General features: G+C 62.9%; 23 protein-coding genes. 13 read left to right on the top strand and 10 right to left on the bottom strand.

The window, feature by feature from the left end:
- Positions 1–3 precede the first annotated feature (3 nt).
- The 4 genes from B0G82_RS31025 to B0G82_RS31010 form a co-directional block, all read right to left on the bottom strand.
- A complete protein-coding gene (locus B0G82_RS31025; protein ID WP_121310104.1) occupies positions 4–3,138 on the bottom strand; it encodes an efflux RND transporter permease subunit in 3,135 nt (1,044 codons plus the stop codon).
- A complete protein-coding gene (locus B0G82_RS31020) occupies positions 3,135–4,244 on the bottom strand; it encodes an efflux RND transporter periplasmic adaptor subunit (protein ID WP_121310103.1) in 1,110 nt (369 codons plus the stop codon). The genes B0G82_RS31025 and B0G82_RS31020 overlap by 4 nt, the downstream gene beginning before the upstream one ends.
- A complete protein-coding gene (locus B0G82_RS31015) occupies positions 4,234–5,805 on the bottom strand; it encodes an efflux transporter outer membrane subunit (RefSeq protein WP_121310102.1) in 1,572 nt (523 codons plus the stop codon). The genes B0G82_RS31020 and B0G82_RS31015 overlap by 11 nt, the downstream gene beginning before the upstream one ends.
- A 112-nt stretch (positions 5,806–5,917) precedes the next feature.
- A complete protein-coding gene (locus B0G82_RS31010; protein WP_106304645.1) occupies positions 5,918–6,208 on the bottom strand; it encodes a hypothetical protein in 291 nt (96 codons plus the stop codon).
- Positions 6,209–6,618: 410 nt separating this feature from the next.
- Between B0G82_RS31010 and B0G82_RS31005 the strand changes: the two genes are divergently transcribed.
- Positions 6,619–6,954 (top strand): hypothetical protein, encoded by a 336-nt coding sequence (locus B0G82_RS31005; RefSeq protein ID WP_106282332.1) that lies wholly within the window; start codon positions 6,619–6,621, stop codon positions 6,952–6,954.
- 372 nt (positions 6,955–7,326) lie between these two features.
- Positions 7,327–7,572, top strand: coding sequence for a hypothetical protein (locus B0G82_RS31000; RefSeq protein WP_116147999.1), 246 nt, complete (start codon positions 7,327–7,329; stop codon positions 7,570–7,572).
- A 48-nt stretch (positions 7,573–7,620) separates the two neighbouring features.
- On the opposite strand, the gene B0G82_RS30995 is transcribed toward B0G82_RS31000, so the two are convergent.
- Together B0G82_RS30995 and B0G82_RS30990 are read right to left on the bottom strand one after the other, a co-directional pair.
- On the bottom strand, positions 7,621–8,871 hold the full coding sequence (locus B0G82_RS30995; protein ID WP_116121920.1) for an arsenic transporter: 1,251 nt from the start codon (positions 8,869–8,871) through the stop codon (positions 7,621–7,623).
- Between the two features lie 145 nt (positions 8,872–9,016).
- Entirely contained in the window at positions 9,017–10,042 is a 1,026-nt protein-coding gene (locus B0G82_RS30990) for a sensor domain-containing diguanylate cyclase (RefSeq protein WP_121310101.1), read from the bottom strand.
- Between the two features lie 208 nt (positions 10,043–10,250).
- Here B0G82_RS30990 and B0G82_RS30985 point away from each other — a divergent pair, with 208 nt between their 5' ends.
- From B0G82_RS30985 to B0G82_RS30975, 3 genes are all read left to right on the top strand, one after another.
- Positions 10,251–10,805, top strand: a complete 555-nt coding sequence (locus B0G82_RS30985) for a cytochrome b (RefSeq protein WP_121310100.1) — start codon at positions 10,251–10,253, stop codon at positions 10,803–10,805.
- Positions 10,806–10,893: 88 nt separating this feature from the next.
- Positions 10,894–11,469: a YceI family protein gene (locus B0G82_RS30980; RefSeq protein ID WP_121310956.1), complete on the top strand. Its 576-nt coding sequence runs from the start codon at positions 10,894–10,896 to the stop codon at positions 11,467–11,469.
- A gap of 45 nt (positions 11,470–11,514) precedes the next feature.
- A complete protein-coding gene (locus tag B0G82_RS30975) occupies positions 11,515–12,093 on the top strand; it encodes a YceI family protein (RefSeq protein WP_116121923.1) in 579 nt (192 codons plus the stop codon).
- A gap of 103 nt (positions 12,094–12,196) precedes the next feature.
- Here B0G82_RS30975 and B0G82_RS30970 read toward each other — a convergent pair whose 3' ends face one another.
- On the bottom strand, positions 12,197–13,180 hold the full coding sequence (locus B0G82_RS30970; protein ID WP_121310099.1) for a hypothetical protein: 984 nt from the start codon (positions 13,178–13,180) through the stop codon (positions 12,197–12,199).
- A 433-nt stretch (positions 13,181–13,613) separates the two neighbouring features.
- Here B0G82_RS30970 and B0G82_RS30965 point away from each other — a divergent pair, with 433 nt between their 5' ends.
- The 3 genes from B0G82_RS30965 (at position 13,614) to B0G82_RS30955 (ending at position 16,586) form a co-directional block, all read left to right on the top strand.
- Positions 13,614–14,219, top strand: a complete 606-nt coding sequence (locus tag B0G82_RS30965) for a hypothetical protein (RefSeq protein ID WP_241975036.1) — start codon at positions 13,614–13,616, stop codon at positions 14,217–14,219.
- 357 nt (positions 14,220–14,576) lie between these two features.
- A complete protein-coding gene (locus B0G82_RS30960; protein WP_121310098.1) occupies positions 14,577–15,476 on the top strand; it encodes a hypothetical protein in 900 nt (299 codons plus the stop codon).
- Positions 15,477–15,665: 189 nt separating this feature from the next.
- A complete protein-coding gene (locus B0G82_RS30955; protein ID WP_121310097.1) occupies positions 15,666–16,586 on the top strand; it encodes an AEC family transporter in 921 nt (306 codons plus the stop codon).
- Between the two features lie 63 nt (positions 16,587–16,649).
- Here the strand turns inward: B0G82_RS30955 and B0G82_RS30950 are convergent, their stop codons facing one another.
- Complete coding sequence (locus tag B0G82_RS30950; RefSeq protein WP_121310096.1) at positions 16,650–17,033, bottom strand: hypothetical protein; 384 nt, start codon at positions 17,031–17,033, stop codon at positions 16,650–16,652.
- Positions 17,034–17,279: 246 nt separating this feature from the next.
- Between B0G82_RS30950 and B0G82_RS30945 the strand changes: the two genes are divergently transcribed.
- From B0G82_RS30945 to B0G82_RS30935, 3 genes are all read left to right on the top strand, one after another.
- Positions 17,280–17,723, top strand: coding sequence for an Hsp20/alpha crystallin family protein (locus tag B0G82_RS30945; RefSeq protein ID WP_121310095.1), 444 nt, complete (start codon positions 17,280–17,282; stop codon positions 17,721–17,723).
- 28 nt (positions 17,724–17,751) lie between these two features.
- Positions 17,752–18,159 carry an Hsp20/alpha crystallin family protein gene (locus B0G82_RS30940; RefSeq protein ID WP_121310094.1) on the top strand — a complete coding sequence of 136 codons (408 nt, stop codon included), beginning with the start codon at positions 17,752–17,754 and terminating at the stop codon, positions 18,157–18,159.
- A 292-nt stretch (positions 18,160–18,451) separates the two neighbouring features.
- Positions 18,452–19,015: an Hsp20/alpha crystallin family protein gene (locus B0G82_RS30935; protein WP_121310093.1), complete on the top strand. Its 564-nt coding sequence runs from the start codon at positions 18,452–18,454 to the stop codon at positions 19,013–19,015.
- Between the two features lie 227 nt (positions 19,016–19,242).
- Here B0G82_RS30935 and B0G82_RS30930 read toward each other — a convergent pair whose 3' ends face one another.
- A complete protein-coding gene (locus B0G82_RS30930) occupies positions 19,243–21,651 on the bottom strand; it encodes a PAS domain S-box protein (protein ID WP_121310092.1) in 2,409 nt (802 codons plus the stop codon).
- Positions 21,652–21,864: 213 nt separating this feature from the next.
- Between B0G82_RS30930 and B0G82_RS30925 the strand changes: the two genes are divergently transcribed.
- On the top strand, positions 21,865–22,995 hold the full coding sequence (locus tag B0G82_RS30925) for a sensor histidine kinase (RefSeq protein WP_121310091.1): 1,131 nt from the start codon (positions 21,865–21,867) through the stop codon (positions 22,993–22,995).
- On the opposite strand, the gene B0G82_RS30920 is transcribed toward B0G82_RS30925, so the two are convergent.
- Positions 22,958–24,133, bottom strand: coding sequence for an aminotransferase class V-fold PLP-dependent enzyme (locus tag B0G82_RS30920; RefSeq protein ID WP_121310090.1), 1,176 nt, complete (start codon positions 24,131–24,133; stop codon positions 22,958–22,960). The genes B0G82_RS30925 and B0G82_RS30920 overlap by 38 nt on opposite strands.
- A 271-nt stretch (positions 24,134–24,404) precedes the next feature.
- Here B0G82_RS30920 and dinB point away from each other — a divergent pair, with 271 nt between their 5' ends.
- Positions 24,405–25,550: a DNA polymerase IV gene (gene dinB / locus B0G82_RS30915; protein WP_121310089.1), complete on the top strand. Its 1,146-nt coding sequence runs from the start codon at positions 24,405–24,407 to the stop codon at positions 25,548–25,550.
- Positions 25,551–25,594 lie beyond the last annotated feature (44 nt).

The raw sequence follows: 25,594 nt of genomic DNA, 5'->3' as shown, positions 1-25,594 counted from the left end.
AGGCTAGGCGTCGGGCGGCGTCGCTTTCCGTGCCGCATCCCGTTCGCTCAAGCGCTGCAACAGCACATAAAACGACGGAATGAACAACACGGCAATGCAGGTGGAAGCGAGCATCCCAGAAAATACCGCAATCCCGAGCGAGCGGCGCGCGCTCGCACTGGCGCCGGTGGCGATCACGAGCGGCACCACGCCGAGAATAAATGCGAACGAGGTCATCATGATCGGCCGGAACCGCAGGCGCGCGGCTTCGATCGCCGCCTCGGTTATGGCGACGCCCTGCGCGCGCAGATGCCGCGCGAATTCGACGATCAGAATCGCGTTCTTCGCCGACAGCGCGATCAGCAGCACGAGACCGATCTGCGTGTACAGGTTGTTGGCGGTGCCGAGCGCGGCGAGTGTGCCCGCCGTGCCGAGCAGGGCCAGCGGCACCGCCAGAACCACGGCGATGGGCAACAGCCAGCTTTCGTATTGCGCGGCCAGCACGCAAAACACCAGCAGCACACCCACGGCGAACACCCAGTACGCCGAATTGCCGACCAGTTTCTCCTGATACGACATCGCGGTCCACTCATAGCCAATGCCCGCCGGCAGAATACGCGCAGCTTCCTGCTCGAAGGCTTTGATCGCGTCGCCCGTGCTGTAGCCCGCCGCCGGATTGCCGTTGATGGCCGCCGCCGGAGCGAGGTTGTACAGCGTCGCCACCGCCGGGCCGACGCTCGTGCGCGCGTCGATGAAGGTGCCGAGTTCGACCATGTGGCCGCTGTTGCTGCGGATCTGCAAGCGGCGAATGTCGTCGGTTTCGCGGCGGAATGCGCCGTCGGCCTGCACGAACACCGGGAACGTATGGTTGAAGGTGGTGAACTGGTTCACGTAGCTCGAGCCGACATAGTCCTGCAGCAGATCGAACACATTGCCGACCGGCACTTGCAGCGACTCCGCCTTGGCGCGATCGAGCGTGAGTTCGACGGTCGGCACGGACGCACGGAACGGGCTGAACACACGCTGCAATTCAGGCCGTTTCGAGACGCCGGCGATCAACGCGTCGGTCGCGTCCTGCAAGCGCTGATAGTTTTGCGAGCCGTCGTTCAGCATGACCTGCATCTGCACGCCGCCGCTGTTGCCGAGGCCCTGAATCGGCGGCGGCACGATCACCACGGAGCGGATGTCGGACAGCTTCGCCAGCTCGCTATTCATGCGCAAATAGAGCGAGCGCAGGTCTTCGCCTTTGCCGCGCTTGCTCCAGTCGTCGAGCGTCACGTAGATCAGCGCGGAATTCGGTAGCGAGGCGTTGTTGTCCAGCGGGGAGATGCCGCCAATCGACACCACATGGCTCACGCCCGGAATCGCGCCGATGCGTTTCTCGATCTGCGTGCTCGCCTCGCGCGTGCGTCCGAGCGAAGCGGCGTCGGCGAGTTGCGCGGCGATTAGCACGTAGCCCTGATCTTCCAGCGGAATGAAACTGGTAGGTATGCGCGTCAACAGGAAAGCGGAGCCCGCGCCGAGTACCAGCGCGATCACCAGCGCAAGCCCGCAGCGCGCGACGAACCACGACACGACCCGCACGTAGCCCTTTTCGACGCGAGCGTAACCCTTGTCGAACACGCGATACACGATATTCGGTTTGCCGGGCCGCGCATGCCGCAGCCAGCGCACGCTTTGCACCGGTTTGAGCGTCACCGCGTTGATCGCGCTGATCACAGTGGTGGCGACGACCACCAGAGCAAATTGACGGTACATCTGCCCGGTCACGCCGCCGAGAAACGCCGACGGCAAAAATACCGAGACCAGCACCAGCGTGATGCCGATGATCGGCCCAAGCAATTCATGCATCGCGTCGATGGCGGCCTGCTTCGGCGTCTTGCCCTGTTCGATATGCTGCGTGATGCCTTCGACCACCACGATCGCGTCGTCCACCACGATGCCGATGGCCAGCACGATCGCGAACAGGGTCAGCAGGTTGATCGAGAAGCCAAGCATATAGATTGCACCGAACGTGCCGATGATGGTCACCGGAATCGTCGTGGCCGGCACCAGCATCGCGCGCCAGTTCTGCAAAAACAGCAGGATCACCGCGAGCACCAGCAAGGCCGCTTCGAACAGCGTCTTGTACACGTCGATCACCGATTGCCGCACGAAGGTGGTCGTATCGAACGGCAGCTGATAACTAACGCCTTTCGGCATGTCTTTCGCGAGGCGCGCCATGGTCGCCTTCACGGCATTACCGACTTCCAGCGCATTCGCTTCGGGCAACTGATAAATGGCGATGCCCGCGGCCGGCTTGCCGTCGAGATTGAAGAACTGTCCGTAACTCGACGAGCCGAGTTCGGTACGCCCCACATCGCGAATCCGCACGAAATGGCCGCCACTATCCGGATCGGCCTTGACGATGATGTCGTCGAATTCGCGCGGATCGGAGAGCGCGCCGTGCATCGTCACCGTGAGCTGGAACGCCTGGCCGCCCGAGTTCGGCTCGGAACCGAGTTGGCCCGCGCTCACTTCCCTGCTCTGGCTCTGGATCGCGTTCATCACATCGGCGGCGGTCAGATTGCGTTCGCTCAGCTTCTGCGGATCGAGCCATACGCGCATGCTGTATTGCCCCGTGCCGAACACGGTCACGTCGCCCACGCCCGGCAAACGCGCGAGCGTGTCGCGCAGATAGATCACCGCGTAGTTGCTCAGAAACAGCGAATCGTATTTCGGATCCGGCGATTGCAGCGTGTAGAGTTGCAGGATCGCGGTCGAACGCTTGCGCACCGTCACGCCCTGCTGCTGCACCGCCTGCGGCAGTTGCGCGGTCGCCGCCGAGACGCGGTTCTGCACCAGCACCTGCGCCTTGTCGACATCCGTACCGACGGCGAAGGTGACGGTGAGCGTATAGGTGCCGTCGTTGGTGCTGGTCGACTGCATGTACAGCGCGTTTTCCACGCCGTTGACCTGGGTTTCGATCGGCAGCGCCACACGGTCGATCAGCGTCGCGGCGCTGGCGCCGGGAAAGCGCGCCACCACTTGCACAGTAGGCGGCGTGATGGGCGGATATTGCGCGATCGGCAGATTGATCAGCGCGACGGCGCCAAGCAGCATCACGATCAGCGCGATGACATTGGCGAAGACCGGCCGCTCGACGAAGAAGCGGATCATGACTGGCCTTGCGTGTCCGCGGCCACCACTTGCACCCTGGTGCCCTGCGCCACCGCTAGCGCGCCGCCCGTCACGACCTGATCGCCTGCGTTCAGGCCCGACGTGATCGCGCGCAGCGAGCCGAACAGTCCGCCCGTCACCACCGCGCGTTTCTCGATCACGCTCGCGCTGTTCACGATCAGCACGAAAGCGCCGGCCTGTTCGCGCAGCAATGCAGTGTCGGGCACCAGCAAGACATTTTGCGGCGCGCCGGCGGGAATATGCACCTCGACCGACATGCCGGGAATCAGATGCGCGTCTTTGTTCTCGATGTCGGCACGCAGTCTGAGCGTGCCACTATTGGCGTCGACCCGCGTATCCACGAATTCCAGCGCGGCGTCCTCGCCCTTGCCCGCCGGCGCGCCGAGCACGTTCACCCGCACCGTGTGCGGCGGTTTGGTGAACAGGCCGATGCGGTTCGCGTCGCGTTCGTTCAGCGTGAAGTTCACGTACACCGGCTGGATGCGATCCAGTGTGGCGAGCTTGGTGGAATCGGACGCGCCCACCAGATTGCCGACGTCGAACGACCGCGCGCCGATGCGTCCCGCGAACGGCGCGCGAATTTCCGTGTAGCCGAGATTGATGCGCGACATATCGCGTTTGGCGAGCGCCTGGTCGCGCGTGGTCTGCGCTTTCTGCAACGACGACTCCGAGGTCGCGTTATCGGCAGTGAGCTGCTTCTGGCGGGTCAATTCCTGTTCGGCGTTGACGAGTTCGGCCTGATCGTAAGTGAGCTGCGCGCGGTACGTGTCCGGCTCGATGCGGAACAGCAACTGCCCTTGCTTGACGTTGGCGCCGTCGCTGAAGCCGATTTCCTTCAGCACGCCCTGCACGCGCGCCACCAGCGTGACGGTGGCCGAAGGCGCGACCGTGCCGCTCAGATCGAGCTGTTCACGCACCTCGCGCGGCTGCGGGCGCATCACGCTCACTTGCGGCACGGGCGCAGTGTGGGCGGCCGGCGCGTTGCCGTCGCGGCAGGCGGCCAGCGCCATGGCGAGCACGATGCATATCCCCACCGCCACCCGTCTGGCTATCAGACCGTTTTCTGCCATTTCGTTATTTCCCATTCTCGGGCTCGCCTCCGCTCGCGCGCGCCAACGCGGAATTCGCGGGCGGGTTCAACAGGCGGCCCCAATCCGTGCGCCGCGCCATCTGCTCGGCAATCTGTTCGCTCACCACCTGCTGCCCTTGCGCCACTTCCCAACCTCCGCCGAGCGCGCGATACAGCGCCACCGCGGCGATCGCCGCGAGCCCCTGGTTCTGCGCGAGCGAATCGCCGTCACGCAATGCCGAGCGCGACGCGTCGAGCACCGTGTCGTAAGTAACCGAGCCCGAGCGATACTGCGCGTTGGCGAGCCGCAGCGCACGCTGCGAGGCGTCCGACGCGCGCGCCGACGCGGCCAGCGCGTCGAGCGTGGTGCGCAGTCCGGCAATCGCATCTTCCACTTCTTTCTGCGCCTGCAGCACTGTGTTCTGATAGTCGAGCACGGCCTCCTGAAAGGTCGCGTCCTGAATCCGCACGGCGTTTTTCAATTGACCGCGATCGAAGATCGGCAGCGTGATGCCCGCGGAAAAGAGGCCGATGGTTTTGCCGCCCCACTGCGTCAGTCCAATGCCATGCTGTTCGCCCGACGACAGCCCAAACAGGCCCGTCAACGACAAGGACGGATACAGCTTCGCCTTGGCCGCGCCGATCAGCGCCGATTGCGCCGCCGCGTTGAGCGCGGCCTGGCGCACGTCGGGCCGGCGCCGCAGCAGATCGGCGGGAATGCCGACATCGATCTGCGTGGGCGGCACGGGAATCGCGCTGCTGCCTTTGAGCTGCGCGTCGACGGCGTCGGGCGGATCGGCGAGCAGCACGGCCAGCGTGTCGCGGTCCTGCGCGCGCGCCTTGATGAGCGGCGGAATCTGCGCCTCGGTTTCCGCCACCAGCGTGGCGGCCTGCTCGACATCTAGCTGGCTCGACGCACCATGTTTGTAGCGCGCCTGGGTCAGCGTGAGACTCTGCTGGACCGACTTCAGATTCTGCTGCGCGACGACGATGCGTTGTTCGAGCGCACGCAGATCGATGTAGGCATTGGCGACGTCGCCGAACAGCGACACCAGCGCGTTGTCATACGCGGCTTCCGACACGCGCAGTTGCGCGCGGTCCGATTCGATCTGGCGGCGGTATTTGCCCCAGAAGTCGATCTCCCAGCCGGCATTCACGTGCAAATGCTCGGCCCACAGATGGGCCGGCGGAATCGGGCCGACGCCGCTCGTGTTGATATGTTCGGCACCCACCGACACGCTGCCAGACTGCGGCAGCAGATTCTCCGCACTGGTCGCGAGCTGCGCGCGCGCCTTGAAGATATGCAGGCCGGCCACTTGCAGCGACAGGTTGCGCTCATACGCGCGCTGCTCCAGCGCGGTGAGCACGGGATCGTTGAAGGCGGTCCACCAGGCCGCCTGTGCGGCAGGTGTGGCTTTCGCCTCACCGGGCAGACTTTCGAGCCACTGGTTTTCAAGCGTCGCTTGCGGTTGCTTGAAATCCGGGCCGACGCTCACGCAACCGCTCAGCGCCGCGCTGATCGATACGACGATCGACGCGCCGGCAATACGCAGATAGCGGGACGTGGCAGGTTTCATCGCACGTTGTTATTGGTTCGGAGGACGGCCGACGGTTCGGCGGGACGGCTCGTGCGCCGGCGGCAGACCGCGCCGCGCCACGGCCCCATGGTCCCGCCGATGCCCGCGGGGCTCAGTGCGCTGCCCCGCGTTCCTGCATGAATGCCTCGATCTGCGGCAGCGTGATGTAGCCCGCCTTCTGCGTATCGATCTCGTCGAAGTGCTTGGCGACCATCGGCATGCCGGCGGCGGCCTGATCTTTGGTGAGCTTGCCATCGTGCGTGGTATTGGCGTTCGCAAAGCGCGATTGCAGCTGCTGCACCATACGCTCCATGCGCTGCGGATTGCCGCCTTGCGGTGCGGCTTGAGCGAACGTAACGGTGGATGCGCAGCACAGCAACACCATAGCGATCAACTTCTTCATGACTGACTCCTTCGATTGAGCCACCGGGCGTCGCCTGCCGTTTGCCGCGATCCGTTTCGATGACAGGCCGAATTCTTGGGGAAGCGCCGTCGCGAGGCAACTTCAGAATCATGTCGATTTATGTCACGGCTTTTAAGGCATCCCCTTGAGCCGCCACGAACACGGCCACGAGCCCGCACCGCAATGCAGCATGCGCTCCCATTACCCGTACCCATGCCGCAGCGCCGCCGCCGCGTGACATGGAATGAAATGAGTTTGCGATGCCGTTTTGACGGCGCTTTGCGTATCTTTCGTCTGCCGGCGCCATCAGCGCCTCGCCGCAACGGCTAAGTTTTCACGTCACCGGAATCAGCCAGCCCGCTTCTTCACCCGAAGACGCCTCGCGCTGCTCAACGCATCAGGAGTACCAATTGACTATCCGTCTCGTCTGCGCCTCAACTGTCACCGCCATCGGCCTCGCCTGTTCGTCGACGGCGTTCGCCCGCGTGGTCGTCTATCTGCCCGCCGCCGTGGTCTACGCCCCGCCGCCGCGCCCGGTCTACTACTCCGTGCCGGTGAATCCCGTGTACGTGGTGGCGCCGCCGCCAGTGCCCCTGCCCGTGGCGGTTCCGGTCGCGGCCGCCGTGACGGCGCCGAAGCCCATCCCCCTGTACACCACCGTCGTCGTCCCCGCGCCGACCAACTATGCGGTCGTACCCGCCCCCGCGGTGACCTACGCCCAGCCCCTCATGATGATGCCGCGTTAGGCGCGCGTGGCGCGTCACCAGTGAATGTGCCAGTTACAACCCAGGCTGTGGAATCAGCATAGGACATGCTGCCGCCCGCAATGCCTGGTGGATTCCCGTTGTCTTGGGCACCGTCCGGCGGCGTGACGTGAGCGCGAATCCGTGCTGCAAAACCGTGAATGTGCCCTTGGAATAAAGCGGTGCGTCTGGCGGTTATAGAGGAAGGCCGAACGCAGCACAACTCCGTTCCAGACGATGTGGAACATCGCTTGCTCACTGTTCGCTATGACCGGGCGCATGTCCATTCGTTGGACACGTCCGTCCAACCTTGGGACTCTCAAGCGGCCTGCGGGCAAATTTCGGGCAGGCCACCGCCCTTTGCGGATACATCAGATGAACTACCAGGAACTCGACAGGGAGATCGCCCACCTCGAACGTGTATTCGAGATGATCTCCGCCAACGATCGCATTCCGCTGTCCTACTGGCACAGTCGCCTGCGAAATCTGCCCAGACCGATGTTGATGCCGATCCAGCGCGCGCGCATCGCGCGGCTGGAGGCGACGCTGCGCTCGCTGACTGAAGCGCACGAAGCGTCGTTCGCCGAACCGCCGTTGCGTCCCACCGGCACGCGGTCGTAACGCGGCGGCCGGGACCGGCCGCCGCCCTCGAAACGGGATGCCGCTCCGTCAACCCGTCAGGATTCGCGCGCCGAGCGCCAGCACAAGCGCCGGCAGCATCACCAGCGCGCCCACCTTCAAAAACTTCATGAAGCTCACGTCTTCGCCTTCGCGGCGAATCGCGTTGAGCCAGAGAATCGTCGCCAGCGAACCGGTGATGGACAGGTTCGGCCCGAGGTCGACGCCGATCAGCAGCGCGTCGATCACACGCTCGGGACTGTGCGCCTGCATCACGGTCGAGCTGGCGATCAGGCCTGCCGGCAAGTTGTTCATCAGATTGCTGCCGATCGCGATGACGGCGCCCGCCCAGCCCGCCGTGGCCAGTTCGTGCTGCTGCGCGGCGCGCTGCGTGAGTTGCGCCGCCGCCGTGATCACCCCGGTGTGATCGAGCATTTCGACGAGCACGAATAGCGCGGCGACCAGCGGCAGCACGCTCCACGAGATTTCGCGGATCATCGGCAGCGGCGATTTGCGCTCCAGAATCAGCACGATCAGCGCGGTCAGCGCGCCGAGTATCGCGGTCGGCATGCCGAGCGGAACGTCGAATGCGGAGACAGTCAGCAGCACGGCGGCCGTCACCGCGATGCCAGCGAGCGCCACGCGGCCGCTGGACGACAGCTCGACCGGATCGAGATTGGCCTCGCAGGTGCCGGCGAGCGCGTCGCGCTGGGTCCAGCGCAGCATCACGTAGGTCGCGACGATCGACAGCAGCGACGGCAGCGTGAAGCGCATCAGCCAGGCGCCGAGCGCGGGCGTGTGGTTGCCGTACAGCACGATGTTGGCGGGATTCGAGATCGGCAGCACGAAACTCGCCGCATTGGCGATGAACGCGCAGACGAACAGCAAAGGCAGCGGATGCGTCTTCGCCTTTTTGGCGGCGGCGAACACGGCCGGCGTAAGGACGACGGCGGTGGCGTCGTTCGAAAGAAACGCGGTGATCACCACGCCGACCAGATAGACGAGCAGGAAGAGTTTGCGCGGCGAACCCTGAGCATGATTGACCGCGAGCACAGCAACCCAGTCGAACAGGCCTTCACGGCGCCCCACTTCCGACAGCAGCATCATGCCGAAGAGGAACAGATAGACGTCGGTGCCCTTGCCGATCGCCTCGAGCGCCAGATGGACCGGCAATAGCCCGAGCGAGACCAGCAGCAGTGCGCCGGCCACGGCCCACACGGCTTCGGGCCATTTGAACGGCCGGGTGATGACGCCCGCCGTGGCGGCGGCGGCGATACCCCAGGAGAGGAAAACGGAATTCACGAAGTGAGCCTTGAATCATTGATGACGCGCGAGCGCGATATCCGGCCTGGCCGGGCGAACGTGCCGATGAGACGGCGGATGCAGGCGCTGATATAGCAAGTTGCGCGCCCATGGCAGCGCCGGCGCGCGCTTCATCCCACGCGGTTCATCCCACTCGGTTGACCGCTGCGATGCAATCTCGGCCGTTGTCCTTCGCGTGATACAGCTGCGTGTCCACCAGATTGACGAAGGCCACCGGATCGGCCGCCGCGGCGGGAATCGTGGTGCCGACGCCGAAGCTGGCGGTGATGGTCTGCCGGAACGGCGAGCGCTCATGCGGGATCTGTTCGGTTGCAATGCGGTCGCGGCAACGCTCGGCCACCTGGCGGGCGGCGTCGGCGCCGGTGTTCGGCAGGATCAGCACGAACTCTTCCCCGCCGAAGCGGCCGACAAAGTCGCCCGGCCGAACCGCGTCGCTCAGCACGCTGGCGATCCGCCTGAGGCACTCGTCGCCCTGCACGTGGCCGTAGTAATCGTTGTACGACTTGAAGAAGTCGATATCGACCATGACCAGCGAGAGCGGCGCCGCATGACGCAAAGCCGCGCTCCATTCGCGCTGCAGACTTGCGTCGAACGCGCGGCGATTGCCGACGCCCGTCAGGCTGTCCTTGAACGACAGCGCCTCGAGTTCCCGCTGCAACGCGGCCAGCTTCTCTTCGGTCTTCTTGCGCTCGCTGATATCGAACATGAAACCGACCAGCGACTCCACGTTGCCGCGCGCGTCGCGCACCACATGCACCACGTCGCGCAGCCACACGTATTCGCCCCGGCTCGTCAACGCGCGATAGTCCGCTTCGTGATCGGTGCCCGCCTGCGATTGCGCGACGCAGAATTCGACCACTTTCTCGCGGTCCTCGGGATGCATGCGGGCGGCCCAATCCTGCACGGTTTTCCAGCTCGAAGGCGCCCAGCCCAGCAGGGCTTCGATCTGCGGGCCGACATAGGCGAACTCCATGGTCGCCCAATCGATCTTCCACGGAATCGCTTTGGTCGATTCGAGCAACGTGCGGTAGACAGCCGCGTCGTGCTCCATGTAGCCTTCCACCCCGGCCGCGGCAGATGCCACAGGTGTAGTCTCGTGCCGCAGAAAATCCGCGCCCAGCGCGATGTTGTTATTTTCAAGCCTGTTCATCGGTCTCAACTCTCCTCGCGGTTCAGCCGGCAAATTAACACAGCGGACGACCTCCCGGCCCTTTGCAGCCGCCGCACCGTTTTATTCCGGCGACATTAGCGTCACGGCTACAACAATCTGTTCCCTTCTCCCCGGCTATTCAGCTTCCATTGGCCTCCCTACTATTCGCACTCACCTGCAATACCCGATAACCCCAGAACGTCAAAGTATGAATTCCAGCCCTGTCCGTTCAGACCGCTACCACGGCGCCGCCATTGCCTTGCATTGGCTGATCGCGGCGTTGATCATCAGCGGCTTCTATATCGGCTGGATCATGACCGATATTCCCGGCTTCACGCCCACCAAGCTGAGGTATTTCTCCTGGCACAAGTGGATCGGCGTGACGGTATTCGTGCTCGCCGTGGCGCGTGTGCTGTGGCGCGCCACCCACCGCGCACCGGCGCTCGACAGCGCCACGCCCGCATGGCAGAAGGCCGCAGCCCACCTGGTGCACGGCGTGCTGTACGTGCTGATGCTGGCGATTCCGCTGTCCGGCTACTTCTACAGTTCCGCCGCCGGCATTCAGGTGGTGTATCTCGGCATCGTGCCGCTGCCGACCATCATCGGCCCGGATCAGGCGCTCAAGGCGAGCCTGCGCACCGTCCACGTGCTGCTCAATTACACGTTGCTGGCACTGGTGGCGATGCATGTGGCGGCGGCGCTCAAGCATCAGTTCGTCGACCGCGACGGATTGCTGGCCCGAATGATTCCCTTCCTCAAATAACAGCCAGCGATTGGCTACGGCTTGTTGGCAATCTAATTCCCAGCCGTGTGCAATTAGCGCACACGAGTTCGATAGGATGCGTACCACCATGAAAACAACCCTTTACCACTCCGTTCAACGCGTAACGCTCGCCGGCATCGCGGCCTTCTCGCTCTTCGGCGCAAGCCTCGCGCATGCCGATGTCGATACGAGCAAAAGCAGCGTGATCGCCACCACGAAACAGATGAACGTGCCCGTCGACGGCAAGTTCAGGAAGTTCTCGGCGCAACTGAATTTCGATCCGGCCAGGCCGACAGCCGGCAGCGCCAATGTGTCGATCGACACCGGCAGCTACGACCTCGGCGCCGACGACTACAACAAGCAGGCCCAAGGCAAGGAATGGTTCGACAGCGCCACCTTCCCGGCCGCGACCTTCGTCTCCAGCGCGATCGCGCCGGCGGGCGGCAACCAGTACAAGATCACCAGCAAGCTCACCATCAAGGGCAAGTCGCAAACCGTCGTGGTGCCGGTCACCATCGCCAGCCAGGGCACTACGCAGACCTTCGACGGCGCGTTGCCGATCAAGCGCTCGCAATTCGACGTCGGTACCGGCGAATGGAAAGACACGTCGGTGGTCGCTGACGAAGTCGTCATCAAATTTCACATCGTCGCTTCGAAGAAATAACTCGATACGAAGCGTCGCAACCCAATCTGAAACCTGGAGAACACCTTGAAGAAACAACTTTCGCTCGCCGCAGGCGCGCTGGCCGCCGCATTGTCGTTCAACGTCATGGCAGCCGATACCTATCAGCTCGACCCGACGCACACCTACCCGAGCTTTGAAACCGACCACTTCGGTGGCGTGTCGATCTGGCGCGGCAAGTTTAAGAAAAGCAGCGGCACCGTGGTGCTGGATCGCGCCGCGAAGACCGGCACGGTCGACGTGACGATCGACATGAGTTCGGTGGATATCGGCAATGACAAGCTCGACGCGGAACTGGTCACGGACAAGTTCTTCGACGCCGCCAAGTACCCGAGCGCCACCTACAAGGGCACGCAGATCCGTTTCGACGGCGACAAGCCCGTGGAAGTAATCGGCACGCTGACCATGCACGGCATCACGAAGCCCGTCAATCTGAAGATCGAGTCGTTCAAGTGCTTCGTGAACCCGATGCTCAAGCGTGAAGTGTGCGGCACGGAATCGACCGCGACGTTCAATCGCGATGACTTCGGCGTCGACTTCGGCAAGACCTACGGCTTCAAGATGCAGACCACGCTGCACATTCAGGCCGAAGGCATCAAGCAGTAAGCGCCTGCCTGTCAGGCTTGCGTTTCGCGGTTGCGGCAACCGGTCTTTCGACCGTCACGTTGCCGCAACCCATCCCTACTCTCCACTTCCGCTCGTTGCTCCGCTAGCCGCTGATCAGCGCGCGGAACGTGTCCACGCTTTCCGTGTAGGTCCCCGTCTGCCCATTCGACGTCACGGTGATGCCGACCGTCGACGCATCTTTCGGCGTGATGGTCTCGACGGTATCGCTCGTCGAGAGCTGGATCACACCGGCATGCACGTTGCCGCCGCTGATCGTGACCGGCGCCGGCGTCGCGACATTGAAGGCGATCACCGCGTCGGCCACGTTCACGCTGATACTGCCGCTGGTAGTGAGCAGGTCCGTGACCGGATCGGTGCCATGCACGCGCGAGTAATTCAGCGACGTAATCGTGATGGTGCCGCTGATGTTGCCCGAGCCCGCCGGCTGCGAACGGCTGAGCGTCACGCTCGGCGCGCTCGCGGTGGTGGTGGTGACGCCCGTCTTCGCGTCGTAGCTCATGGTGAAGTTGACCGTGCCGTTCACCACGGTCGTGCTGTTCGCGGAAACCAGCGTCAACGCGTTGGCCGTTTCAACGGCGGTGTACGACCAGTTGCTCGACGCGCTGCCGACCACGCCCTGCGAACTCTGAACCTGCACGCTCACCGTGCCGGTAATCGAGGCGCTGTTCGATACGCCGGGCGCCTTCAGCTGTCCGACGCATTGATTGAAGCTGACGGCCGCGCTTTCACCGCCTTGCAGGCCGCTCGCGCCCGCGTTCTGTGTCGCCACGTTGATCGACCCGCCAGCCGGGCAAGCGGTCGTGCTATTGGGCGTCCCGGCTGTGACATCGCTCACCAGCGACTGCACCACCGAGGTATAGATTACCGCGACGCCCGGCCCCGACAGCATGCCGAATGCGCCGGCATAACGCGCGACGTGCTCGCTTTGCACCGCCGAAGACAATTTCAGCACGTTGCTGCCGCTACCGGCGCTACCGCCGCCCGAGCCGCCGCACGCGCTGAGTAGAACCGCTGCGGCAACAACCACTGCTGCGCCGAACGATCGTGACGTTTGAGACGAAAACATAACTGCTCCAGATCCAGAAGGCCGGTCGCGCACACCATCACGACACACGCAAGACGAAGCGCAAACGCGCTCCTTTTCTCAGACGAATAGACCCATTTCTCGAGTACCGTGTGCGTGGCAAACGGGTCATCTGCGAGAGTCATTATCAAAGCGCGGCATTCTGTTCGATTCACCGAATATGCCCTTAAAACAGGGCTATTCCGCACACCGCTTGCGATTCAGTCGTTCGTTCGGCAGGATTTACAGGTCATAAATTCCGTTTTCTTCAAACCACAAAACTTGAGCGCGAGGAACTGCCATAACTGCCCGCTATTCGTTCCTTTGAACCGCATGGTTAAACCGTACAGTCGCCCCACGGAAATGATCCTTGTCGGGAGACGGTGCGGTGAAACGGGTAATAAATGCAGCTGTGGTCGCGACGTGGGCGACGGCGATGGTGGGAGCGGCGCAGGCGCAGGAAATGTATGTGCATGGCGGCACGCTCGGCGCGGGTGTCGGCGCCGCCTTGCCGCTGAATTCATGGGCGGGCGTGCACGCGGAAATCGAAGGATTCGATCTGTCGCACTCGGTCAACGCCAACGGCAACGAGTACGACGGCCACCTCAAGCTGTTGCAAGGCGGCCTGTATCTCGATCTGTTCCCGTTCAGCTCCAGCGGCTTTCGCGTGACGGCCGGCGCGCTCATCAACGACGACGAACTGAGCGCGCATGCCGTGCCGAACGCACAAGGCAACTACAAGATCGGCGACGACTTCGTGCCGGCCGTGGGCGCCGCGCCCTCGGCGACGGTCACGCTGCCGCGCGTGATGCCTTACCTCGGCATCGGTTACGGCCACAAGCCGGTCTCGAAAGGCTTCGGCATGACGGTCGACCTGGGTGTGGCATATGGCCGCCCGCGTGTCTCCTACAACGTGCCGGCCATCTATTCGATGTTCACGCCGCAATCGAACATCGACGAACAGGAGCGCAAGATCACCGACCATGTGGAGCGTTACAAGCTCTATCCGGTGCTGCAGATCGGGGTGAGTTACCGGTTCTGAGCAACCTTGGGACATGGCAATGAACTCGCCTGCAACCCTTACGGTTGCGGGCTGCTTTGGCACGCACGCGTCCAGCAGGACGAAGGTAGTCGCCGGCTGCGCGCGGGTGGTGATCGATCTGTTCGCGCAGACGCCAACGCACGTGCGCAAAACAGAGTCTGCGAAAAAAAATGAGACCGGCCAGTTGCCTTCAGGCATGCGTGCTACTCATCGCTTCTGCTCGGCCGCGAGATCATAGATCGAAGCGACCTTCGATTCCGCTTCGGCTGTAACATTCATACGGCAGGTCGCATTGTGGCGGCGAGCGGCCGCGCTGCCCGAAGCGCACATTCATCCAACTGGCAGGAGCGTGTTGTCATGAACATCCAGCGGATCATGCGAATCACCAAACGGCTCGCACTCGTCGTGCTCACGCTGTCGGGTCTCTGGCCCGGCGGCCTCACATGGGCCGACGACAACGCCGCCACGCTGAGGGGCGAGTACGACACGCTAGCGCCACAGCTGAAGTCGAACGTGTTCCATCGTCCAATCCATCTTGATTCGCAGGAAGCGCAGAACGCGTTGAAGGGCGATATCTACGCCGTAGTCGATTATCCGTTCGCGACCGTCAACAGCGCCTTCAACGACCCGCAGCGAGGCCCCGCGACCTGGTGCGAAGTGCTGATCCTGCATCTGAACACGAAGTACTGTCGTGCCACTTCAGGCAGCAACGGCGCGACCATCAGCATGAACGTCGGGAAGAAGACGGAACAGGAACTCGGCGACACCTCGCGTGTGCAACTCAACTACCGTTCGGTCGCGACCAATCCCGACTACTTCCAGGTCGATCTGAGCGCCGCGGAAGGACCGCTCAGCACCAGGGACTATCGCATCGTGCTGGAAGCCGTCGATATCGGCAAAGGGCGCACGTTCCTGCATCTCACGTATTCGTACGGATTCGGCATGGCGGGACGCATCGCGATGAAGACCTATCTCGCGACCATCGGCAGCGCAAAAGTGGGCTTTACGCAGGCGTCGAACGGCGATTACGTGGGCGGTGTGCGCGGCCTCGTCGAGCGCAATACGATGCGCTATTACCTTGCCATCGACGCGTACCTGGGCTCGCTTTCCCTGCCCGCCGACAAACGCGTCGAGCAGCGCTTTGCGACATGGTTCGATGCGACAGAGCAGTACCCGCGCCAATTGCACGAGGTGAGCCGGCAAGAGTATCTGCAGATGAAAAAGAACGAATACCAGCGCCAGCAAACGGCGCAATAGAAGAACCGGCGGCGGTCGCCGCGTGCATGTCGAGAAGCCGGTCGCGGGCGGATCGCGCCACCGTCAATGACCGGTTGTCGGCTTGCGGCTAGCACTGCGTTGCCCGTCGCACCACGTTTTCTCCGATAATGACGTCCGGCCAGGGATGAGCGTTGATGCGCCCAGGTCCCATCGCTACAGGAGATCGCGATGCATCTCGCCGGCACAATACTTCCGATCTTCGCCATCATTCTAACGGGGTGGGTTGCCGGCGCCTCGGGCTACATGCCGCGCGCGCTGGCCGCGCCGCTGATGCGCTTCGCCTACTACGTGGCGATGCCCGCGCTGGTCTTCCTGACGATCGCCGACGAGTCGCTTCACTCGCTCCTTGACTGGCGCTTTCTGGCCGCGTTCGGCGGCGGCTCCATGATCTGCTTCGTGGCGGTCATGATGTTCGTGCGAACGGCGTGGAGCGCGGGCGTCGCGAAGAGCGGAATACTGGCTGCAGCCGTGTCGATGACCAACACCGGATTCGTCGCACTTCCCATATTGAAGTCGCTCTTTGGCCAACCGGGCGTACTCGCGGCGGCGATCGCGACCGTCTTCGTCGGCGCCGTCATGTTTCCGATACTGGTTCTGCTGCTCGAAATCGGGCGATACGATACGTCGCGCAACATACGCACGGGTGCGCTGTTGCGGCAGATCGCGACCAATCCCGTCATTCTCGCGACAATCTTCGGACTGCTTGCGTCGATCCTCGGTCTGAAGCTGTACGGACCGGCCGTGTCGTTTCTCACCATACTCGGCGAAGCGTTGACGCCATGCGCGCTGTTCGCAATCGGACTCGAACTGACCATCGCCGAACTGCGCGAGCGGCTGGGTTTGTATGCGTTGCTGACGGCCCTCAAGCTGGCCATCATGCCGCTCGTGGTCTATGGCCTTTGCCTTGCGGCGGGACTCGATCGGACCGCGACCATTGCCGCCGTCGTGTGCGCTGCCGTGCCCACAGCCAAGAGTGCGTATGTGCTCGCGGTCGAATACGACGTCGAAAAGAACGTAGTGGGTGCCGTGATCTCGATGTCTACGCTCTTTTCAGTCCTCACCTTGCTCGCCTGGCTTTACGTTTTGTAGCGTCGATGCCGCCGCAGCAGCCATCCCGACACCCGCGCTCCTTGCCGTCGTTCTACCGGGCGATCACTGGATCGGCGGCACCACGCCAAGCTTTTCGGCCAGCATTCTCTCGTAGACACCGAAGTGCAGATCGACCTCCTCCTGCGTCACTACAGTCACCAGAATATTGATCTGCGCGGGTTGCAGACCCAGGACTGTCGCGATCGCCGCTTCCAGTTGCGGCGCGCAAAAGCGGTCGTCGGCAAACGTGGTGCCGACAGCGACTTCGTAAGCGGATTCCCGGTGGAATACCACTTCAACCAGGCGCGCACGGGCGCTCATATTGTTGTCGATTGCCAGCCGGATGACTTCGACCGCGGTGCGCATCGTCTCGGTCGGAAAGCCTTTGGTTGAGCGCAGCCGGATCCGGTGCCGTCCCAGTGTCAGCCAGTCGTATTCGAATTCCATGGTGTCCTCGCATGGTTCGTCAGGGGTGTCCTGGAGGTAGGGATGCGGCCGCCCAAATTCAAGGATAAAAAGTGGCGATACCCTCTTGAAATTTCCGCACGGGATTTCTATCTTGAATTCCGCTGAGGCAGTCGCGCCAGTAGTCCGGCGCGCTGCGTGTTTCTATTTGTTTGCCCGCAGCACGGCAGACGGACTGGAGCGCGTAGACCGGTTCGTCTTCCTGCTGGCTTGAAGGAGGAAATGACCATGAGCGATCTCTACTTCGGGACCGATCTTTCCAGCGAGCTAGACCGTCTGCAACGGCAGATGGCGAGCCTGTTTGGCGGCTTCCCGTCCAGCATCCGTTCCGGGCGCTCCGGCGCGTTCCCGCAGGTCAACATCGGCTCGACCGACGACTCGATCGAGATCGTCGTATTCGCGCCGGGCGTCGATCCGGCGAATCTCGATGTGTCGATCGACAAGGGACTGCTGACCATCAGCGGCGAGCGCCTGACCCCACAGCCGGAAGCGGCCGGCGACGACACCCGTACCTATGCGCAGGAGCGCTTCGCCGGCGCATTCCGGCGCGTCATTGAACTGCCGCAGCACGCGGACCCCGACAAGGTCACGGCGCAGTACACCAATGGCTGCCTGACCGTGAGTATCGGCAAGCGGGAAACATCAAAGCCGCGGGCCATCACCGTTCAATGAAACCGGTCACAGAACTGAGGAGGACATCATGAACGACACCACAGAACTTGCCAACAACGACGAAAAGGCGGTCGAGCGGCGCGCAGACGACCCGTCACAACGCCGGATCACGCTAACGCCGCCCGTGGACATCTTCGAGGATAGTCAGGGTGTCACTTTGTGGGCGGATTTGCCCGGCGTGACAAAGGACCGGCTCGATGTGAAGGTGCACGACGGCAACCTGTACATCGAGGCAGAGGCAGTCGTACCCACGCCGACGGAGTTGCGCCTGCACCACGCGGAAATCCGCCAGCCTCACTTCGCGCGGGCGTTCGCTCTTGGGGTTGACTTCGACCCGACGAAAATCGACGCCAACCTGAAGGACGGGGTGTTGACGCTGAGGATACCGCGCCGCGACGAAGCCCGGCCGCGGCGGATCGAAGTGCGCACGGCCTGAACCCGGCAGACAGGCGACAACCATAGGAGAGAACCCGGTGGCGGCCACCAGGCCGCCACCACCTTCCACTGTGAGGTCAGGACGCCGGAGTGAATGTATTGGCAGCGCGCCGGCAATGCCGCTACGCCGGCTGCTGCGAGACGACCCGCTCGCCGCGCGAACGAGGAGTGTCGACGGCCGCGCACAGGCAACCGGAAACATCAACGCTCACGCCACTGTTCGCGCCGGATGACCGGCATCCGGCTCTCCTGCCAGACTGACCTTAAGGAGAAAACTACCGGAGGAAACTACGATGAACACGGATCTGAAGAAGTGGAATCCTTTTAAATTCCTTCGACGCGCAGGGCGCAAGTCCGATGCGGACAGCCCGGAAAGCCAGCCGGCCACCGACCCGTGGCGCGCCTCCTGGCCCGACCTGCCGGGATTGTTCACGCGCGAGCCGTGGCGTGTCGTCGAGGAGTTTTTTCACGACCCCTTCGCGGGCCGCGGCGCGCTGGAACGATGGTTTGGGGACTTCAGTTCATCGCGCTTCCAGCCGCGCATCGACGTGGTCGACGAAGGAAAAGTGCTGCGCGTGACCGTCGAACTGCCCGGAATGCAGCGGGAGGATCTGACCGTCACCGTCGAGGATGGGGCGTTCGTGTTGCGCGGCGAGAAAAAGCAGGATGTGCGCAGCGAGGAAGACGGATGCTACCGGCTCGAGCGCGCCCATGGCAGCTTCGTGCGTACGATCCCGATGCCGGAGAACGCCGATCCCGATCATGCGCTGGCAAAGTTCGACAACGGTGTGCTCACGTTGACCGTGCCGAAATCGGAGCCGCTGCGGTCCGTGGGCCGCACGATTGATATCGGGTAGCCCGGGCGCCGGCAGGAGCCGTCATCGAGGCTGATCGGAACTTCGTCTTGTGGACGGACGCGAGGGCGACAGCGTGATCGCACTGTTCGCCGGGAAAAAGAGGGGCCGCACGGTTCTTTACGTAGCGGCCTCACGCACAGTTCGACGGGCATCGACGGCAATTCGCGCTGCGCCACAAAACACCAGTTATCGCCTGGCGACCGGGCCGCGCCACGGAGCCTGTGCTTTCAATTGTCCCGTGTCCGCGCCTGTCCATCGCCGGCGCGCCGCTTCGCCCGTGAGCTGTGGGCCGGCGGCAAGGCGGCGCGCAACTGGTCAAGCGTGAAAGGTTTGCGCAGCGCCGACCATTCGAAGTCGAACCTCTCGTGCGCCGGAACAACGTTTCCGGAAGCGAAAATGATCCGGAGTGCCGGGCGGGCGGCAGCCGCGCGTCGCGCGAGCTCGGTGCCCGACATGTCCGGCATGATGACATCCGTGAACAGGACGTCGTAGTCGTCCGCTTCCAGCGCATTCAGCGCGGCCGCCGCGCTTTCTGCGCGCTGCGGACGCATCCCGATCAGCATCAGCAGTTCGCAGGTTGCGTCCAGCGATGCAACGTCGTCTTCCACGACCAGGATGCGCAGGCCCTCGCCGTTTCCGCCCGGCCCGACCTCCTCGCCTCGACGCGTATCGGCCGTGCCCGCTCCGGTCGTTTCGCTATCGCTTTTACCAAGCACCTGTCGGACCTTGGAGGCGAGTTGCTGACGGCTGTACGGCTTGCTCAGCAGTTCCACGCCAGGATCGAGCCGGCCACCATGCACGATCGCGTTCTGCGTATAACCCGACGTGAAAAGCACCTTCAATCCAGGCAGCATCTGGACCGCCCTTCTGGCCATTTCCGGACTGCGCAGCGCGCCGGGCATCACCACGTCGGTAAACAGCAGATCGATATGCACGCCGCTCGCCACGACGCTCAGTGCCTGCTCGGCGTCGTTGGCCTTGAGTACCGCATAACCAAGACCGCTGAGAAGTTCAACGACGGTCGCCTGGACCTTCAGATCGTCCTCCACGACCAGGATCGTCTCGCTGCCGTGCTTGAGGACACCCCCGGTGCTACGCCTGGTCTCAACCGCCGTACCGCTTGAGCGCGGCAGATAGATCCTGACGGTCGTTCCCTCACCGAGCTCGCTATAGAGGCGGATATGGCCGCCACTCTGCTTGACGAAGCCGTAGGCCATGCTCAGGCCGAGGCCTGTGCCGCGGCCCTCCGGTTTCGTGCTGAAGAACGGGTCGAAAGCACGCTCAATCACTTCCCGGCTCATGCCGGTCCCCGTGTCCGTGACAGCCAGCATCACATACTGCCCCGCTGAGACGTCGGTAAGCGCTGAGACGTACTCGTCGTCGAGCGTCGCGTTGGCGAGTTCAAGCGTGAGCTTGCCGCCGTCCGGCATCGCGTCGCGCGCATTGATGGCCAGATTCAGGATTACGTTTTCAAGCTGATGGGGATCGGCGATGGTATTCCACAGGCCGCCGGCCACGACGGACTCGATCTCGACCCGCTCGCCCAATACGCGCCGCAAGAGGTCGTCCAGCGCCTGCAGTTGACGCGCGGGGTTGATGACGACGGGCTCAAGAGGCTGCTGGCGACCGAAGGCCAGCAGTTGCGACGCGAGCTTCGCGCCGCGATCGACCGCGTCGAGCGCGTTGCCCAGCCGCTCGGCGCTCCAGCCGTCGCGGCCGTGCCGGCTCTCGAGCAGTTCGAGATTGCCGCGCATGACCTGGAGAACGTTGTTGAAGTCGTGCGCCACGCCGCCCGTCAGTTTGCCCAGGGCTTCCATCTTCTGTGCCTGGAACAGGGCTTTCTGCGTTTGCTCGAGTTGCTCGCTGGCGCGCCGTCGCTCGGTGATGTCGCGTGTGATTTTTGCAAATCCGACCAGCTCACCGTTTTCATGAATGGCGTCTATCACGACATGCGCGAAGAAACGGCTTCCGTCGCTGCGCACGCGCCACCCCTCGGCCTCGAAACGTCCCTCCCGCCGGGCCGTGCCCAGGCCCCGGAAGGGGACGCCCGCCGCGACATCCTCAGGGGTGTAGAACCGGGAAAAATGCGAGCCGATGATCTCCTTCTCGGTGTAGCCCTTGATCCTGCGCGCCCCCGCGTTCCAACTGGTGATGTGCCCGTCGGGCGAGAGCATGAAGATGGCATAGTCGGTAACGCCCTGGACCAGCAGCCGGAAGCTGCGCTCGCTCTCGAGCACCGCGTCGTGAGCGGCCTTCTTGTCGCTGACGTCGCGGACCACCTTGCCAAACCCGATGAGCTTGCCGCTGCTGTCGCGCAGCGGTGTCATGACGACGTTCGCCCAGAACGACGTGCCATCCTTGCGCACGCGCCAGCCCTCCGCGATGTAACGCCCGCCCTCGGTGGCGGCGCGCAGCGCGGCCTCGGGCGCGCCCGCGGCACGCTCGGCCTCGGGGTAAAAAAGGGCAAACGACCGGCCAATAATCTCGTCGGGGCGATAGCCTTGAATGGATTCGCCGCCCGGGTTCCACGTGAGCACCGTGCCTTCCGGCGAAAGGGCGAAGATGGAGTAGTCCTGGGTGGATTCGGCCCAAAGCCGGAGCCACACAGAGCTGAAGGCATCGGATTGCGGGGTCATGGAAGTCATTTTTTGGATGAGACGTGCGGTGGATCTGCCCGTCGGGTGCCCGGCAACAATAGATGCGGGCGCACTTTAGTCTAGATACGGTAGCAATTATCGAACCCGGCGCGGCGGGAAGCCGATCACTGCACCAAATGGGCGACGGTTCGGATACGATGATCAGAATTCGGGCCACCGGCCCGCCACGAAGTTGCCGCTTTCGGAACAAACATGCGACTGGCTCAGTTCATTTCGAAAGAAATGGAGGCAATTCTCGCCGAGTGGGAATCTTTTGCCGCAACATTGCTGCCCGCCGCCCAAGGCATGACCTCGCGAGAACTACGGGACCATGCGCAGCAGATCCTGGAGGCGATTGCGAAAGACCTGTCGACGCCACAGACCAGGCAGGCGCAACTCGCGAAGTCGCACGGCCGCGTGTCGCCGGTGATCGATGCGCCGGAAACAGCTGCCCAGACGCACGCGGTGCTCCGTGCCCGTGGGGGCTTCGATATCAATCAGCTGACTGCCGAGTATCGCGCCCTGCGCGCCGCGGTGCTCAGGTTATGGCTGGATAGCGGCGGCCCGCCGACAGATGAACTCGACGACGTGATCCGGTTTAACGAAGCCATCGACCAGGCCCTAAGCGAGTCGGTGAGTTTTTTCACGAACCAGGTCGACCAGAGCCGTAACCTGCTGCTGGGTATGCTGGGTCACGATATGCGAAGCCCGCTGCAGACCATCCAGGTCACCGCGCACCACCTCGCGAGACTGAACGACGGCCAAGAAGTATCCACCGCAGCAGCCCGGTTGATCCGAAGCGGCGCCCGCATGCAGGCGCTTCTGGATGACATGCTGGACTTCAGCCGGACCAAGCTCGGACTGGGCATCCGCGTGACGCAGGCGCCGGTCGATCTTGGCACGCTGGTGGCCGACGAATTGGACCAGTTGTGCGCCGCGCACGCGGGCCGGAAGGTCGAGCTTGAGATCGCCGGCGATACCCGAGCCACGTGCGACGGTCGGCGCATCCAGCAGATGCTGGGCAACCTTGTCGGAAATGCGTTCAAGTACGGAGAGCCGAGCGCCGCTGTGAAGGTGCTGGTGGCCGGGAACGGTGAGGACGTGTCGATTGAGGTGGTAAATCAAGGCCAGGCAATACCGCCGTCAGCGCTGCACCGTATCTTCGAGCCTCTTGAGCGCGGTCCGGGTGAGGAAGGCGGGCCTGGCGCCCAGGATAGCCTGGGACTTGGACTCTACATTGCCCAGGAAATCGCCCGCGCTCACCGCGGCGATATCAGCGCCCGCTCGGACGAGGCCGAGACGGTATTTACGGTGCGCCTGCCGCGTCATTCTGCGAGTCCGTAAAACGCGGGCGCAGGTTAATACGATCCAGCGCCTTCGCAAGCCTCTCCACCGCACCGTCAACGTCACGCAGTTTGTCCAGGCCAAATAACCCAATGCGGAAGGTCTTAAAATCCTGAGGCTCGTCACATTGCAGCGGAACCCCGGCCGCGACCTGCAACCCCGCATCCGCGAACTTCTTGCCGGATCGAATTCCATCATCGTCCGTGTAACTGACAACCACGCCCGGAGCCTCGAAGCCTTCGGCCGCCACGCTTCTGAATCCGTTGTCCGCAAGGAGTGCGCGAACGCGCTTGCCGAGGTCAAGCTGCTCCGCTCTCACTTTATCGAAGCCGTATGTCTCGGTCTCCTTCATGACGTCCCGCAAGATCGCGAGACCGTCCGTGGGCATCGTTGCGTGGTATGCGAACCCGCCGTTCTCGTAGGCTTCCATGATCTGCAGCCATTTGCGAAGATCGCAAGCGAAACTGGTGCTTGTCGTTCCGTCGATTCTTTCGCGGGCAAGCGGGCTCAGCATGACCAGCCCGCAGCACGGTGACGCGCTCCATCCCTTTTGCGGCGCGCTGATCAGAACGTCGACGCCGCTCGCCTTCATGTCGACCCAGACCGTGCCGGAGGCAATGCAATCCAGTACGAACATGCCGCCGACGGCATGCACCGCGTCGGCCACCGCCCGCAAATAAGCATCCGGCAGCATGATCCCGGAGGCGGTCTCGACATGCGGCGCAAACACCAGATCCGGCTTGTTTTCCTTGATCGCAGCGACCACGTCTTCGATCGGCGGCGGTGCGTAGGCCGCCTGCCTCCCTTGTTCGACCGGGCGCGCCTTCAGCACGATCGATTCAGACGGAATGCCGCCCATGTCGAAAATCTGCGTCCAGCGATAACTGAACCAGCCATTGCGGATGACCAGACACTTCATGTTCGTTGCGAACTGCCGGGCAACGGCTTCCATGCCGAATGTCCCGCTGCCCGGGACGACCACGGCCGACGTCGCGTTGTAGACCTTCTTCAGCGAATCGGAAATATCGCGCATGACTCCCTGGAAGAGTTGCGACATGTGATTGATGGATCGGTCGGTGTAGACGACTGAATATTCGAGGAGGCCCTCGGGGTCGACATCGGGAAGTAAGCCTGGCACGTTGGTCTCCGGTTTTAGAAATATAAGGATCGAAAACAGATTCTAACGAAAGCGATCTATGGCTGAGGCGAAAAGCATTCCGCCACCCGGATCGACGCGCCAGACAGTTCGCGAGGCCCTACGACCTGACAAAAACACTGTATGAATGTACAGTCTAGGTATTTGCGCCGCGGAACGCGACTTCTCGCTATATCGACGTTCATGACTGGGGTCCAGATAAGCGCCCTATTGGCCAAGCCAGACCGTGAACGCTATTTTTGAGTATAAAGGCATGCCAGATGACAGGCGCATAGCCCATATTGACATGGACGCATTCTTTGCGTCCTGTGAACTTTCGCAGTATCCGGAACTGCGAGGCCAAGCCATGGTGGTTGCCGGCCGTCGTTCGGACGCGCCCCGAACGAATCCGGACGGGACACGTGAATTCGCGCGCTTACGCGACTATACGGGCAGAGGCGTCCTGACGACCGCAACCTACGAAGCACGAGCGTTCGGAGTTCATTCCGGGATGCCCACCATGCAGGCAGCGCGGCTGGCGCCGGATGCCATTCTCCTTCCAGTGAACTTTGATCTCTATCGAACGTACTCACGACTGTTCAAGGACGCAATCCGGTCCGTGAGTCCGACAGTCGAGGACGTGGGCATCGACGAGGTCTACGCCGATCTATCGCTCCTGAACGACGAATCGGAGGAAATTGCACGGAAGCTGAAATCGGCCGTCTTCGAGGCGACCAATCTCACATGTTCGGTTGGCATTGCGCCTAATAAGCTTCTGGCAAAACTATGTTCGGACATCCAGAAGCCAGACGGCATCACCATTCTGCGGCGTGAGGATCTGCAAGCCAGGATCTGGCCGATGGCTGCCGCAAAAATCAACGGTATCGGGCCGAAGGCTAACGCCAAGCTGACGTCTCTAGGGATAACGACCATCGGTGACATTGCCGCATGCAGCGAGCAATGGCTAATCGAACAGTTCGGACGGAGCTATGGCGCATGGCTTCGCAGAGTTTCCCATGGGCTCGATGACAGACCAGTGGTCACTTATAGCGAGCCTGTCTCGATGAGCCGCGAGACCACCTTCGAGCAGGACCTGCACGCCGTACGACACAGGCGGGAACTCGGTACTGCATTTACCCGTTTATGCGAACAGGTGGCGTCGGACTTGCAGCGTAAAGGCTATCTCGCGCGCAGGATCGGGATCAAGCTCCGCTTCAACGACTTTCAGACAGTGACGCGTGACGTCACACTCCAGGAGCCGGTTGCGGACGCCAAGGCACTGCGCCACGCGGCCACCCAATGTCTGAAACGGGTCGAACTGGCTAAATCCATCAGGTTGCTGGGCGTGAAGGCAGGCGGCCTCCAACGCGCGGGAGCGACAGAGAGCGACGCGCCGGCTCAATTCACGCTGGATTTCTAGTCCATGTGTCGGCTTGCCGGGCGAATGTATCTCGACGAGCCGCG

This window comes from Paraburkholderia sp. BL17N1 (assembly GCF_003634175.1).
Classification (GTDB): Bacteria; Pseudomonadota; Gammaproteobacteria; order Burkholderiales; family Burkholderiaceae; genus Paraburkholderia.
Note: the sequence above shows the minus strand (reverse complement) of the source record. Positions and strands in the feature narration are given on the sequence as shown.

What these genes read in the sequence shown, in the direction of transcription:
- B0G82_RS30960 (WP_121310098.1), top strand. Translation starts at nt 14,577, where the DNA reads ATGAACATCCAGCGGATCATGCGAATCACCAAACGGCTCGCACTCGTC.
- B0G82_RS30940 (WP_121310094.1), top strand. Translation starts at nt 17,752, where the DNA reads ATGAACGACACCACAGAACTTGCCAACAACGACGAAAAGGCGGTCGAG.
- B0G82_RS30945 (WP_121310095.1), top strand. Translation starts at nt 17,280, where the DNA reads ATGAGCGATCTCTACTTCGGGACCGATCTTTCCAGCGAGCTAGACCGT.
- B0G82_RS31020 (WP_121310103.1), bottom strand. Translation starts at nt 4,244, where the DNA reads ATGGGAAATAACGAAATGGCAGAAAACGGTCTGATAGCCAGACGGGTG.
- B0G82_RS31010 (WP_106304645.1), bottom strand. Translation starts at nt 6,208, where the DNA reads ATGAAGAAGTTGATCGCTATGGTGTTGCTGTGCTGCGCATCCACCGTT.
- B0G82_RS31025 (WP_121310104.1), bottom strand. Translation starts at nt 3,138, where the DNA reads ATGATCCGCTTCTTCGTCGAGCGGCCGGTCTTCGCCAATGTCATCGCG.
- B0G82_RS30980 (WP_121310956.1), top strand. Translation starts at nt 10,894, where the DNA reads ATGAAAACAACCCTTTACCACTCCGTTCAACGCGTAACGCTCGCCGGC.
- B0G82_RS30990 (WP_121310101.1), bottom strand. Translation starts at nt 10,042, where the DNA reads ATGAACAGGCTTGAAAATAACAACATCGCGCTGGGCGCGGATTTTCTG.
- B0G82_RS30925 (WP_121310091.1), top strand. Translation starts at nt 21,865, where the DNA reads ATGCGACTGGCTCAGTTCATTTCGAAAGAAATGGAGGCAATTCTCGCC.
- B0G82_RS31000 (WP_116147999.1), top strand. Translation starts at nt 7,327, where the DNA reads ATGAACTACCAGGAACTCGACAGGGAGATCGCCCACCTCGAACGTGTA.
- B0G82_RS30935 (WP_121310093.1), top strand. Translation starts at nt 18,452, where the DNA reads ATGAACACGGATCTGAAGAAGTGGAATCCTTTTAAATTCCTTCGACGC.
- B0G82_RS30955 (WP_121310097.1), top strand. Translation starts at nt 15,666, where the DNA reads ATGCATCTCGCCGGCACAATACTTCCGATCTTCGCCATCATTCTAACG.
- B0G82_RS31015 (WP_121310102.1), bottom strand. Translation starts at nt 5,805, where the DNA reads ATGAAACCTGCCACGTCCCGCTATCTGCGTATTGCCGGCGCGTCGATC.
- B0G82_RS30930 (WP_121310092.1), bottom strand. Translation starts at nt 21,651, where the DNA reads ATGACCCCGCAATCCGATGCCTTCAGCTCTGTGTGGCTCCGGCTTTGG.
- B0G82_RS30970 (WP_121310099.1), bottom strand. Translation starts at nt 13,180, where the DNA reads ATGTTTTCGTCTCAAACGTCACGATCGTTCGGCGCAGCAGTGGTTGTT.
- B0G82_RS30950 (WP_121310096.1), bottom strand. Translation starts at nt 17,033, where the DNA reads ATGGAATTCGAATACGACTGGCTGACACTGGGACGGCACCGGATCCGG.
- B0G82_RS30965 (WP_241975036.1), top strand. Translation starts at nt 13,614, where the DNA reads ATGGTGGGAGCGGCGCAGGCGCAGGAAATGTATGTGCATGGCGGCACG.
- B0G82_RS30985 (WP_121310100.1), top strand. Translation starts at nt 10,251, where the DNA reads ATGAATTCCAGCCCTGTCCGTTCAGACCGCTACCACGGCGCCGCCATT.
- dinB (WP_121310089.1), top strand. Translation starts at nt 24,405, where the DNA reads ATGCCAGATGACAGGCGCATAGCCCATATTGACATGGACGCATTCTTT.